Genomic DNA, 12,808 nt, shown 5'->3' on the forward strand with positions numbered 1-12,808 from the left:
ACCAAGCGAGATTGCCATGACCATTGCTGCCGAGATCGATGACACGCCGGAGGCCGTCGAGCCTGAAGAGCAGGGTGGCGCGCATCCGCTCTTTGCTGATGCGCCGCGTTCCGTGTCGTTCAACAAGCTGCGCAAGCGGCTGTTGCGCAATGTTCGTCAGGCTTTCGATGATTTCGATATGCTCAAAGGTCAGAAACGCTGGCTGGTCGGACTGTCGGGGGGCAAGGACAGCTACGGACTTCTGGCGCTGCTGCTCGACCTGAAATGGCGCGGTCTGCTGCCCGTGGAGCTCGTCGCCTGCAATCTCGACCAGGGGCAGCCCAATTTTCCCAAGCATATTCTGCCGGACTACCTGACGAAGATCGGCATGCCGCATCGCATCGAATACCGCGACACCTATTCCATCGTGAAGGAAAAGGTGCCTGCTGGCGGGACTTATTGTTCGCTCTGTTCCCGGCTTCGCCGTGGCAATCTCTATCGCATCGCGCGCGAGGAGGGGTGTGACGCACTGATCCTTGGTCACCACCGCGAAGATATTCTCGAAACCTTCTTCATGAACCTGTTTCATGGCGGGCGGCTTGCTGCCATGCCACCAAAGCTGATGAATGACGAGGGCGATCTGATGGTGCTGCGTCCGCTGGCTTACTGCGCCGAAGACGACATGGCGAAGTTTGCATCTGCCATGGATTTCCCCATCATTCCCTGTGATCTCTGTGGTTCGCAGGATGGCCTTCAGCGCAATGCGATGAAGGATATGCTGGCCGATATCGAACGCCGTATGCCGGGCCGCAAGGATGTGATGCTGCGCGCCATGGCGCACGTCAATCCATCGCATCTGCTCGACACGAAGCTTTTCGATTTTGCGGGCCTGATTGTCACTGATCCGTCATGCTAGAGGCTTAGGTCGTGAAGCTTCTCTCCCACGTTCAAAGAAAACCTTCATGACCCTTTCCGATACCGATCTTGATTTTCTCGTCGCCACCGTTGCCGACGCCGGTGAAACCGAAATCATGCCCCGCTTCCGAAATCTGAGCGCATCCGACATTTCCGAAAAGACATCAACCGTCGACCTGGTAACCGAAGCAGATGTTCGTGCAGAAAAGCGCATAACGGCCGCATTGCTGGAACGTTTCCCCGGCGCGCATATCGTGGGCGAGGAGGCTTACGACGCAGATCGTTCTGTGGTCCCCGCACTGGTGGATGCGCCGCTCGCCTTCGTGATCGATCCGATCGACGGTACATTCAATTACGCCGCAGGTTTTCCTGCGTTTGGGACTCTCCTTGCCGTCACCGTCAAGGGTGAGACCGTCGCAGGCATCATTCACGACCCTGTTATGGGTGATACGATTGTCTCGATGAAAGGTGCGGGTGCTACGCTAAAACCCAAGGGTGGTAGCGACGTCAAACTTTGCGTGGCAAAGCCTGTCGATCTTTCCCAGATGGTTGGCGTGTTTTCGTGGGGTCATAGCTTCGAGGAGCGGCGTCCGATCATCGCTGCCAATATGACCAAGGCCAAGATGGCACTAGCGCTGAATTGTTCGGCCCACGAATACTGGCTGGTTTCTAGCGGCAAACTGCATTTCATCGGCCACGAGAAGCTGATGCCGTGGGACCATCTCGCCGGTGTTCTGACGCATCAGGAAGCGGGCGGCTACACGGCCAAATTCGATGGCACGCCCTATCGTCCCGGCGATCTGACCGGCGGCATCCTGTCTGCGCCGGACAAGGACAGCTGGAAGATGCTTCGTCGCGAGATTGTTGGTCTTTGAAGACAACACGAGAAAGGAATATCCATGACCATTGAAGTCGACATCGCGTCCCTTGCCAATGCCCTGCAAGAGGCAGCAGCTGTGGAAATCATGCCGAGATTTCGCAATCTGGGTGAAGGCGATGTACGGATAAAGACGGAGGCCATCGATCTCGTCACCGAAGCCGACGAAGCTGCCGAACGCCTGATCCGCGCGCGGATCGCCGAATTCATGCCGGACGCATTGTTCGTCGGCGAAGAATCGGTGGCGGCTGACCCGTCGCTGCTCTCCAAACTGGGTGAGGCGGATCTGGCTGTTGTGGTCGATCCCATCGACGGCACCTTCAACTTCGCCGCCGGTCTACCGTTGTTCGGCGTCATGTTGAGTGTGGTGTCGAAAGGCGAGACAATTGCCGGTCTGATCTACGACCCCATGGGCAATGACTGGGTGATCGCGGAAAAAGGATCGGGCGCCTGGATGTGCAGTGCCGATGGCTCGCAGAGCCAGATGAGCGTCGTACCACCGCCAGAGCTGTCACAGATGGTGGGTATTGCCAATACCGGGTATTTCGAAGGCGATGTGCGCCGCCGTCTGCTCAACAATCTGGCTGATGTGCGGCTGTTTACCAGCTACCGTTGTGCCGCCCACGAGTACCGCATCTTCTGCGGCGGTCATATGCATTTCCTCATGTACAACAAGCTGATGCCGTGGGATCATCTTGCCGGCACGTTGATTTCGAAGGAAGCCGGCGCCTACGCCGCCCGCTTCGACGGTTCGCCGTATCTGCCGCACCACGTGGATGGCGGGCTTCTGCTGACCGCCAATGAAGAGACGTGGGAGCTGCTGCGCGAAAAGGTTTTCACGGTCTGAGGCGATCTCATTCAAACGCAAAACGCGCGGATGTCACCATCCGCGCGTTTTTGTTTTTCGGATCCGCTCAGTGGGTCGGTTTGTTTTGCGGCTGAAACAGCGCACCTTTTTCACCGATCACGACGAAAACAAGGCCCACGACCGACACGATGAAGAAACCACCGACCATCGGCAGGGCCGTGCCATTGAACGCCTGCCCGATCGCCGCACCAATGAGAGAACCGCCGATGGTGCTCATGAAGCCGATGACGGATGACGCTGTACCGGCCACGTGGCCAAGCGGCTCCATCGCCAGTGAGTTGAAGTTCGAGCCGATAAGACCGAACTGAAACATCGCCAAGGCAAACATGACGATAAACAGGACGAACGGCATCGGCTGCGGTCCGAACATCTGTGCCATCAGCCACACGAAGGTGATGACGATGAAGGCGACCAGAGAACCATGCGACAGCTTTCGCATCCCGAAACGCCCGACAAGACGGGAGTTGAGGAACGAGGATAGCGCCATGAACAGCGCGACGCCGGCAAAGGCTGCCGCAAACCACGGTCCAAGCCCGTAAATTCCCTTATAGACCTGCTCCGCAGAGTTGATGAAACCGAACAGCGCGCCGAAGATGACCGTGCTGGCAATCGTGTAGCAAAGCGCGACCCGGTTCGTCAGCACGATCTTGAAGCCCTGCAGGACAGATGCGACGGTCAACTGGCGGACATCTTCCGGCGCCAATGTTTCCGGCAGGCGGAGGTACATCCAGACCGTCACGATGATGGCGATACCCGCCATAAAGCCGAAAATCAGGTGCCAATCGCCAAAGAACAGCACGATCTGTCCGGTCCCGGGCGCGATGACCGGCACGACCATGAACACCATCATGATCAACGACATGACTTCGGCCATCTGGCGTCCGCCGTAGACATCGCGAACGATGGAGACGGTGATAACGCGGGTGGCGGCCGATCCTATACCCTGAATGAAGCGCAGCACCAGAAGCCCCGCAAAGGACGGTACAAAGATGACGGCGATGGATGACAGGATGTAGATGCCCAAACCGAACAGCATCGGCTTGCGACGTCCGAAGCGGTCTGCAATGGGCCCGTAGAACAGCTGCGAAATGCCAAAGCCCAGGAGATAGGCAGAGATGACATACTGGCGGTGGTTTTCGTTATCCACACCCAACGCCGCGCCGATTTCCTGCAAGCCGGGAAGCATGATATCGATGGCAAGCGCATTGAGCGCCATCAGCGCTGCCGCAAGCCCGATGAATTCCGTACGCCCCATGGTAATAGCGCGTGCCGGATCGGATTGTGAAAGATTTGTCACAGAATTTGTCCCAAAAGAACGGCAAAGGCGTTGCTTGGGGCAACGCCTAGACAGATTTTAAACGTCAGGGGGGCCGGGACTTCCCGGCCGAAATCACGCCGCGCCGCGGACGCTGATACCCTGTTCCTGGAGATGGTCCTGAAGCTCGCCCGACTGGAACATCTCTTTTATGATGTCACAGCCGCCAACAAACTCGCCCTTGATGTAGAGCTGGGGGATGGTCGGCCAGTTGGAATAATCCTTGATGCCCTGGCGCAGATCAGCGTCGGCGAGCACGTTGATGCCCTTATACTGAAGGCCGAGGTAATCGAGGATCTGCACAACCTGGCCGGAAAAGCCGCACTGTGGAAATTGTGGGGTTCCCTTCATGAAGAGCACGATATCGCTGCCCTTCACTTCGCCGTCAATCATTTCGTGAATGCCACTCATGGCGATTTCCTTTCACATGCGGTTCAAGGCCGCTGCTTCGTTCGCTCTTAGATAACATGGTAGCACATGATTTCCAGCCGTTAATGGCAAAAAATCCAAACGAGTTGCGCATAGCGTCTATGCGTTTGACGACAAGGCGACGGTGGTCCACGCGCTTAAATATCTCGACCGCTCGGAAGTTTGAGATTTCCTGCGGATCACACAGGTCGTCAAATATCCAGATTTTCCGCAAATGCTGAACGATCCTGAATGAAGCGAAAGCGGGCTTCGGGCTTGGTGCCCATGAGATTATCGACAGCGTCCCGGGTGCCCTCGAAATCCACGTCGTCGATTTCCACGCGCAAAAGCGTGCGCTTGGAAGGGTCCATGGTGGTTTCCTTCAATTGCGCAGGCATCATTTCGCCAAGACCTTTGAAGCGGCCGATTTCGACCTTTTTGCCTTTGAAAACCGTCTCCATCAGCTCTGCGCGATGGACGTCATCACGGGCATAAACCGTCTTGGCACCCTGGCGGATGACGTAGAGCGGCGGCACCGCCAGATAGAGGTGACTGCCGCGGATGAGTTCTGGCATTTCCTGATAGAAGAAGGTGATCAGCAGCGAGGCAATATGCGCGCCGTCCACGTCGGCATCGGTCATGATGACGATGCGCTCGTAGCGCAGGTCTTCATCGCGATATTTCGTGCGCGTGCCGCAACCCAGCGCCTGGATGAGGTCGGCGATCTGCTGGTTGGCGGACAGTTTTTCGCGACTTGCGCTGCCGACATTGAGAATTTTTCCGCGCAGCGGCAGGATAGCCTGGTTGGCGCGGTTGCGCGCTTGTTTGGCTGACCCCCCAGCCGAATCGCCTTCCACGATAAAGAGTTCGGCGCCTTCGGCCGTATTCTGTGAGCAATCCGCCAACTTGCCAGGAAGGCGCAGCTTGCGAACGGCGGTCTTGCGGTTGACTTCCTTTTCCTTGCGACGACGAAGGCGCTCTTCGCAGCGCTCGATAACCCAGTCCAGAAGCTTGGCCGCTTCATTGGGATTGCCGGCAAGATAATGGTCAAACGGATCGCGAAGCGCGTTCTCAACGATGCGCTGCGCCTCGACAGTGGCCAGCTTGTCCTTGGTCTGACCGACGAATTCCGGTTCGCGAATGAAGACGGACAGCATGCCGACAGCGGAAATCATCACGTCGTCGGTGGTGATTTCCCTCGCGCGCTTGTTCTGCGTCAACTCGGCGTAGTTCTTCAGCCCCTTGGTCAGCGCGATGCGAAGCCCGGCCTCATGCGTGCCGCCCTCGGGCGTCGGGATAGTGTTGCAATAGGAATGCAGTTGCGCATCGCCGCCATACCAGGTCACGGCCCATTCCATGGCGCCATGGCCGCCGGTCTTCTCGGTCTTGCCGGAGAAGATTTCGCGGGTGACGGTAAAATCCTTGCCAAGCGTCGCCGCCAGATAATCCTTCAGGCCACCGGGGAAGTGGAAAACGGCCTTTTCCGGGATGTCACCGTCCGGTGGCACCATGCCAGGGTCACAACTCCAGCGTATCTCGACGCCACCGAACAGGTAGGCTTTCGAGCGCGCCATACGGAAGATGCGGGCTGGTTCGAACTTTGCGTGATCGCCAAAAATCTGCGGGTCAGGATGGAAGCGAACGCGCGTGCCGCGACGATTGTGCACATCGCCCAGCTCTTCCAGCCCGCCCGTCGGGATGCCGCGCGAAAAACGCTGGCGGTATAGCTTGCGGTTTCGTGCCACTTCCACTTCGAGAAGGTCCGAGAGAGCATTGACGACGGAGACGCCCACGCCGTGAAGGCCGCCTGATGTCTCGTAAGCCTTTCCATCGAACTTGCCGCCCGCATGCAGCTTGGTCATGATGACTTCGAGCGTCGACTTGCCGGGAACCTGCGGGTGGTTTTCCACGGGAATACCACGACCATTGTCGCTGACCGTCAAAAAGCCTTCGGTATCCAGGTGAACTTCGATGAAGTTGGCGTGGCCCGCGACGGCCTCGTCCATGGAGTTGTCGATGACTTCGGCAAACAGATGGTGCAGCGCTTTCTCATCGGTCCCGCCAATATACATGCCGGGCCGCATGCGAACGGGCTCAAGACCCTCCAAGACGCGGATGGACGAAGCGCCATATTCCTGTTCCGACGAGGTGGTCACTGCCGCAGGCTTCGGCGTGCTAGCGACAGCCTTTACCACGGGCGCAGTTTTCGCCACAGCTGCTTCCGGCTCTGGCTTCGATGAGGTTTGGCTTGAAAAGAGATCGTTGCTATCGTCCATTGTGCCCAGTTCAATCAGAATTTGGCCATGCGAGCAGAGTTATGATTTGCCACGGATGACAACGCACATTGTCTGCTCAAGCACGGATGATCGGTTTTCGCGTCGTCCAAGGATTGCGCCGCGCTTGCTCGGATGGCAAGTGTTCTGGCCGAATTGAATAGGTTCCTCAAGGCATGTCCACAGCTATTTTCACCTTTTGTACTCTTTTTTGCCTGTCTGTTGCGATCGTGCCAGTCTCGGCGCAGGGCACCGGAGGGCCGCTGAAACCCTTCAAGGATGAGCTTTTTTCGAGCCAGACAGTGCTGTCGACAGGCGATAACGGCGCATCGCAGATCATCGATTATCAGGAGATGCGCGACATCAACGGGCGCGACGAGACGCCCGAGCGACGGGTGAAACGACAATATATCGATCTCGCGCCGAAGAAGTTTCAGGACCTTGAAACGATCTCGGTGAAGGGCAGGGCGCTTGATGTTGGGCGCGTGGGTGCCGAGTCCGGTCAGGCCTTTACGGTGATTTTCATTCATGGCCGTGGCGGCGACCGCAGGCTGGGCATGAATGATTATACCTTCGGCGGAAACTTCAACCGGTTGAAGAACCTGGCGGTTGCCAACGGCGGGACATATTACGCGCCGAGCGTTAAAAGCTTTGACGAAAAGGGGGTGGCGGACATTGCTGGACTGATTGCCGATGCGAAATCGAAATCCGGCGCACGCCCCGTCATTCTTGCCTGCGCCTCGATGGGCAGCTTCATTTGCTACGGCATCAGCCGCGACAGCCAGGCTGTGTCCGGCCTGCAGGGTATGGCCATTCTTGGCGGCGCGGTCGATCCTGATTTCGCGAAGAGTGCTTTTGCCAAGGCGAAGAAGCCGGTCTGGTTCACGCATGGCAGTGAGGACAAGGTCTATTCGGCCGACCAGCAGGCCACGATGTTCCGCTCCCTGTTGAAAGCCGGACAGCCGACGCGGTTCACGCTGTACAAGAGTGGCACGCACGGAACGCCGGTGCGGATGACCGACTGGCGCGCAGTCTTGAACTTTTTGCTGACACATTAAGCAGAAAATATCGCTGCAACACCGAAAACGCGCAAAAAACGGCGTTTTTGGGCGAGGATTTGCAAGAAAACTGTTATTTTTGATACCAAATTTCGTCTGTACGTTTTAAGACGGAGGTATCACGGACGTTTTGGCGCTCCCGTTTTACGCGAGCGCCCGTCAAACCAAAGAGGAATGGATCGCAATGACCCCTGATGTTCGCCCGCTCGTCGCTGGAAACTGGAAGATGAACGGGACGCGCGATTCGCTCGATCAGATCAAGGCGATGGCCGAAGGTGTCAAAGGTTCGCTGTCCGAGAAGGTAGATGCGCTGATCTGCCCGCCCTCGACATTGCTGTATGTCGCCACTGCGCTCTGCGACGACAGCCCGCTCCTGATCGGCGCGCAGGATTGCCACCAGAACCCGTCGGGTGCACACACGGGTGACATATCCGCTGAAATGATTGCCGATTGCTTCGGCACGCATGTCATCGTCGGTCATTCCGAGCGCCGCACCGACCATGCCGAGACCGACCATCTGGTCCGCATCAAGGCGTCTGCTGCGCACGCTGCCGAGTTGGTCGCGATCGTCTGCATCGGTGAGACGGCAGACGAGCGCAAGGCTGGCCAGACGCTGGACGTGCTCAAGCGCCAGCTGGCCGGTTCCCTGCCGGACGAAGCGACGGCGGAAGATACCGTGATTGCCTATGAGCCCGTCTGGGCGATCGGAACCGGTGTTACGCCAACTACGCAGGATGTTCGCGAAGCGCATGCCTTCATGCGCGACGAGCTGGTCAAGCGCTTCGGCGCGCAAGGCAAGAGCATGCGCATTCTCTATGGCGGTTCGGTCAAGCCCACCAATGCGCTGGAGCTGATGGGCGTCGAGAATGTTGACGGCGCACTGATTGGCGGAGCCAGCTTGAAAGCCACTGATTTCCTGTCCATCTATGCGGCTTATGAGCAATTGACGGCTTGATGGTGTCTTTCGTCCTGCAAGGGGCTTGGAATACGCTTTCGCCTCATGTAAAGAGCCGCAAACTTCTTCATTGTGCTCCCAACGGGGCATGGAATGGATTGTCATGCAGAATGTACTGATTGTTATTCATCTCATGATCGTGCTGGCGCTCGTCGGCGTGGTTCTGATCCAGCGTTCCGAAGGCGGTGGCCTTGGTATCGGCGGCGGTTCCGGCTTTATGTCCGCACGCGGCACGGCCAATGCGTTGACCCGCACCACGGCGATCCTCGCCGCGCTGTTCTTCCTGACGTCTCTCGGCCTTGGTCTTCTGACCCGCTACGAATCGCGCCCGACAGATATTCTGGATCGCATTCCAGCCACGCAAGGGCAGGGTAACGGCATTCTGGACACGCTTGGCCCCTCGTCTTCGACGCCTGCCGCTCCAGCCCAGAACGGCGTTCCGTCCACGAATGGTGCTGCGGCTCCGGCCACAGGGACAACGCCTGCACCAGCGACGACGACACCGGCACCTGCGACACCGGCTCCGGCCAACAACGCAGTTCCGACCGGACAGTAAAACCGGTTCAAGCATATCACTCCGGCAGGCCAAAAGCCTGCCGGTTTTCTTTTGTTCACATTCCGGCCAAGCTTCGCCTTTCATCAACAGATGAATGTGGGCTTTCAGAAATTTGGGCTGGCGGAATCACTCTTTTATAGGTAATCGGTAAATCCCATGGCGCGATATGTATTCATCACAGGCGGCGTGGTCTCTTCACTTGGTAAGGGCATTGCGGCCGCAGCACTCGGAGCGTTGTTGCAATCCCGTGGTTACCGGGTGCGGCTCCGCAAACTTGACCCCTATCTCAATGTCGATCCCGGCACCATGAGCCCCACCCAGCACGGTGAGGTGTTCGTGACCGATGATGGCGCGGAGACGGATCTCGATCTTGGCCACTATGAGCGCTTCACGGGGCGCTCGGCCACCAAGACCGATAACATCACCACGGGCCGCATCTACAAGAACATCATCGACAAGGAACGCCGCGGCGATTATCTCGGCGCGACGGTGCAGGTCATTCCGCACGTCACCAACGAAATCAAGAATTTCGTGACCGAAGGCAATGAGGAATACGATTTCGTCATCTGCGAAATCGGCGGCACGGTGGGCGACATCGAAGCCATGCCATTCATGGAAGCGATCCGTCAGGCCAAGAACGACCTGCCACGCGGTACGGCCATCTTCGTGCATCTGACGCTGATGCCTTACATTCCGGCAGCCGGCGAGTTGAAGACCAAGCCGACGCAGCATTCCGTCAAGGAATTGCAGGCGCTGGGTATCCACCCTGATATTCTGCTGGTGCGTGCCGACCGCGAGATTCCAGAAGCCGAACGCCGCAAGCTTTCGCTGTTCTGCAACGTGCGTCCATCCGCCGTCATTCAGGCGCTGGATGTGGCCAACATCTACGACGTGCCGATTGCCTACCACAAGGAAGGCCTCGACAACGAGGTTTTGGCCGCCTTTGGCATCGAGCCTGCCCCAAAGCCACGCCTTGAGCAGTGGGAAGAGGTCTGCAACCGCATCCACACGCCGGAAGGTGAAGTGACCATCGCCATCGTCGGCAAATATACCGGCCTGAAGGACGCGTATAAGTCGCTGATCGAAGCCTTGCATCACGGTGGCTTTGCAAACCGCGTCAAGGTCAAGCTGGAATGGATCGAGTCGGAAGTCTTCGAAAAGGAAGATCCAGCACCCTATCTCGAAAAGGTGGATGCGATCCTCGTTCCCGGCGGTTTCGGCGAGCGCGGTTCCGAAGGCAAGATCCGCGCTGCCCAATATGCCCGAGAGCGTCAGGTGCCGTATTTCGGCATCTGCTTTGGCATGCAGATGGCGGTCGTGGAAGCGGCCCGCAATCTGGCTGGTATCGAAACGGCATCCTCCACCGAATTCGGCACGACGACCGAGCCGGTTGTTGGCCTGATGACCGAATGGGTGAAGGGCAACGAGCTCGAAAAGCGCAACGCGGCCGGCGATCTCGGCGGCACAATGCGTCTGGGCGCCTACACGGCATCGCTGAAGAAAGACACCAAGATTGCCGAAATCTACGGCTCCACGGATATTTCCGAGCGCCACCGCCACCGCTATGAAGTGAACGTGGATTACAAGGACCGTCTCGAAAGCCACGGCCTCGTTTTCTCCGGCATGTCGCCGGATGGTATCCTGCCCGAGACGGTGGAATACCCCGATCACCCCTGGTTCATCGGCGTGCAATACCACCCCGAACTCAAAAGCCGTCCGCTGGACCCGCATCCACTGTTTGCGAGCTTTATCGAGGCGGCGCTGGAGCGAAGCCGGTTGGTTTGAGGTCAATGAGTAGGAAAGGCCGCAGAAATGCGGCCTTTCAGGTTTTAAGTTTGCTTTGCGCCAGTGGCGAACATTTGAAGTTGTTATCCGTCAATACGTAAGCACAATCTCAAACTCGCCACTCCGACCAACACGATACGGTGCGCAACTCTCAATGGCGCGCATTATTGCGTCTTGAGCATCATAAAGCCTTTGGTCTGAGTTCCGTCCTTTGACTTCGACTAGCGTCACCGATCCGTCATGTGCGAGAGCGATTCGTACCGGTACTGAAACCGGCGCTCCGTCGTTCCCTCGTTTCATGCACTGCTGCACTTCTTTTGCGAGCCTAATGCTTTCTTCGCTTGCTTGCGAGCACCCCGCAAACGCAGTGACGACTACTAGAATTAAACTATGCAACAGTTTCAAATGTTTGCTCCACTGTCCGTCTCCAACGAGAATGGTCAAAAGCCGCAGATAATTACCACACCAGTTCAACGGTATTCAGGATTGGCGTTGAAACGACAGTTCTTGCGAAAATTGGGCAGTACCAATTTATTTGCGCCGTTACCGCAACCACACCACCAAACACTCTCCACCAGCGACTAATTCCCCCGCAAACGGCGCGCGCACGATCAAGCAATCCGCCTGCGCCATGATCTTCATCATCGAGGAGTCCTGCTTGGTGAAGGCTTCCACGACGGGTAAGCCGTCTTCGTAACCAATGGTGCGCGCGCGGAGATAGTCCTGCCGCTGGTCATTGGCTTTGAGCGTGGTGGCGGTCTTGGCTTTGGTTTCGCGGGAACTCATCTTGCGGTGGCCGAGTTTTTGGATGAGGGGTTCCAGAAACAGCAGGTTGCAGACGAGGCTGGCGACGGGGTTGCCGGGCAGGCCCAGAACCTGCATGTCGCCGATGGAGCCGACCATCAGCGGTTTGCCCGGACGCATGGCGATACGCCAGAAATCCAGCGTCATCCCCTGGGCCTTCAGCGCCGCCTGCACCAGATCATGATCACCAACCGAGGCACCGCCGAGCGTGACGAGGACATCCGCCTTCGCGGCAATGGCTTTGTCGATGGCGGCGCGGATGAGGGCTTCATCATCGGCCACGATACCGAGATCGAGGATATCTGCGCCAGCTCTGCGTGCGAGTGTAGCCACGCCGAAGGTGTTGGAGGCGATGATTTGCGCAGGGTTCGGCACATTGCCGGGTGGGACCAGTTCGTCGCCTGTCGCCAGAATGGCGATCAGCGGTCTGCGGTAAACGGAAAGCTGCGCATGATTCATGGCGGCGGCGAGCGTGATGTCGGTGAAGGACAGTTCCGTCCCAGCCTTCAGCCCTGTCTCACCGTCCTGAAAATCCTGTCCGCGCGGGCGGATATGTCGCCCTTCGGTGACCTCGAATGTTGTGCGGATCTTGCCCGCTTCCAGCAGTTCCGCATCTTCCTGAATGAGAACGGCGTCCGCGCCGTCAGGCAGAGGCGCGCCGGTAAAGATGCGCACAGCCTCGCCTTCACCCACGTGACCATCGAAAGCATGGCCTGCGGCGGATTCGCCGATGACGGTGAGAACCGAGCCGATCCGCGGAGCGTCGGCTGCGCGCAACGCATAGCCATCCATGGCAGAGGCATGGAAGGGTGGCTGGGTGAGGCGCGCGTATAAGTCCTGCGCCAGCACACGCTGGTCTGCATCCTCCAGCCGTATCGTCTCGGCCGATGTCACGGGCTTCGCCGCAGCCAGCAACCGCGCCTGCGCTTCCGCAACGGGCAAGAGAGGTTTCATGCGGTTTCCTCTTTCTTTTGGTGGCAATGCGACGATGATCGCGCAATGACGGAACCTCGGT

Annotated in this window: 11 protein-coding genes; 7 read left to right on the plus strand and 4 right to left on the minus strand. The window is 57.9% G+C overall.

All coding sequences use genetic code 11. The annotated features are described in order from the left end of the window. The first annotated feature begins 16 nt into the window (after nt 1-16). The 3 genes from ttcA to GGQ73_RS17975 are packed head-to-tail and all read left to right on the plus strand — an operon-like array spanning nt 17 to nt 2,618. Nucleotides 17-895, plus strand: coding sequence for a tRNA 2-thiocytidine(32) synthetase TtcA (ttcA, locus tag GGQ73_RS17965; RefSeq protein WP_183897302.1), 879 nt, complete (start codon nt 17-19; stop codon nt 893-895). A 46-nt stretch (nt 896-941) separates the two neighbouring features. Further along, the gene (locus tag GGQ73_RS17970; protein WP_183897303.1) at nt 942-1,769 is read left to right on the plus strand and encodes an inositol monophosphatase family protein; all 828 of its coding nucleotides are present in this window, start codon (nt 942-944) and stop codon (nt 1,767-1,769) included. 24 nt (nt 1,770-1,793) lie between these two features. Next, nucleotides 1,794-2,618: an inositol monophosphatase family protein gene (locus GGQ73_RS17975; protein ID WP_183897304.1), complete on the plus strand. Its 825-nt coding sequence runs from the start codon at nt 1,794-1,796 to the stop codon at nt 2,616-2,618. 67 nt (nt 2,619-2,685) lie between these two features. On the opposite strand, the gene GGQ73_RS17980 is transcribed toward GGQ73_RS17975, so the two are convergent. The 3 genes from GGQ73_RS17980 to parE form a co-directional block, all read right to left on the minus strand. Further along, nucleotides 2,686-3,894 carry a multidrug effflux MFS transporter gene (locus tag GGQ73_RS17980; protein ID WP_174153026.1) on the minus strand — a complete coding sequence of 403 codons (1,209 nt, stop codon included), beginning with the start codon at nt 3,892-3,894 and terminating at the stop codon, nt 2,686-2,688. Between the two features lie 135 nt (nt 3,895-4,029). Further along, entirely contained in the window at nt 4,030-4,365 is a 336-nt protein-coding gene (gene grxD, locus GGQ73_RS17985; RefSeq protein WP_183897305.1) for a Grx4 family monothiol glutaredoxin, read from the minus strand. A gap of 209 nt (nt 4,366-4,574) precedes the next feature. Next, a complete protein-coding gene (gene parE / locus GGQ73_RS17990) occupies nt 4,575-6,638 on the minus strand; it encodes a DNA topoisomerase IV subunit B (protein WP_183897306.1) in 2,064 nt (687 codons plus the stop codon). Between the two features lie 173 nt (nt 6,639-6,811). Between parE and GGQ73_RS17995 the strand changes: the two genes are divergently transcribed. The 4 genes from GGQ73_RS17995 to GGQ73_RS18010 all read left to right on the plus strand — a co-directional run bounded on the left by GGQ73_RS17995 (nt 6,812) and on the right by GGQ73_RS18010 (nt 10,989). Continuing rightward, nucleotides 6,812-7,693, plus strand: a complete 882-nt coding sequence (locus GGQ73_RS17995) for an alpha/beta hydrolase (protein WP_183897307.1) — start codon at nt 6,812-6,814, stop codon at nt 7,691-7,693. Between the two features lie 184 nt (nt 7,694-7,877). Beyond that, the gene (gene tpiA / locus GGQ73_RS18000; protein ID WP_174152849.1) at nt 7,878-8,648 is read left to right on the plus strand and encodes a triose-phosphate isomerase; all 771 of its coding nucleotides are present in this window, start codon (nt 7,878-7,880) and stop codon (nt 8,646-8,648) included. Nucleotides 8,649-8,751: 103 nt separating this feature from the next. Beyond that, entirely contained in the window at nt 8,752-9,204 is a 453-nt protein-coding gene (secG, locus tag GGQ73_RS18005) for a preprotein translocase subunit SecG (RefSeq protein WP_174152850.1), read from the plus strand. 156 nt (nt 9,205-9,360) lie between these two features. Then, nucleotides 9,361-10,989, plus strand: coding sequence for a CTP synthase (locus GGQ73_RS18010; protein WP_174152851.1), 1,629 nt, complete (start codon nt 9,361-9,363; stop codon nt 10,987-10,989). Between the two features lie 543 nt (nt 10,990-11,532). Here the strand turns inward: GGQ73_RS18010 and GGQ73_RS18015 are convergent. After that, nucleotides 11,533-12,747 (minus strand): molybdopterin molybdotransferase MoeA, encoded by a 1,215-nt coding sequence (locus GGQ73_RS18015; protein ID WP_183897308.1) that lies wholly within the window; start codon nt 12,745-12,747, stop codon nt 11,533-11,535. Nucleotides 12,748-12,808 lie beyond the last annotated feature (61 nt).

The organism is Rhizobium skierniewicense, from assembly GCF_014196515.1.
In the GTDB taxonomy this organism is placed as follows: Bacteria; Pseudomonadota; Alphaproteobacteria; order Rhizobiales; family Rhizobiaceae; genus Agrobacterium; species Agrobacterium skierniewicense.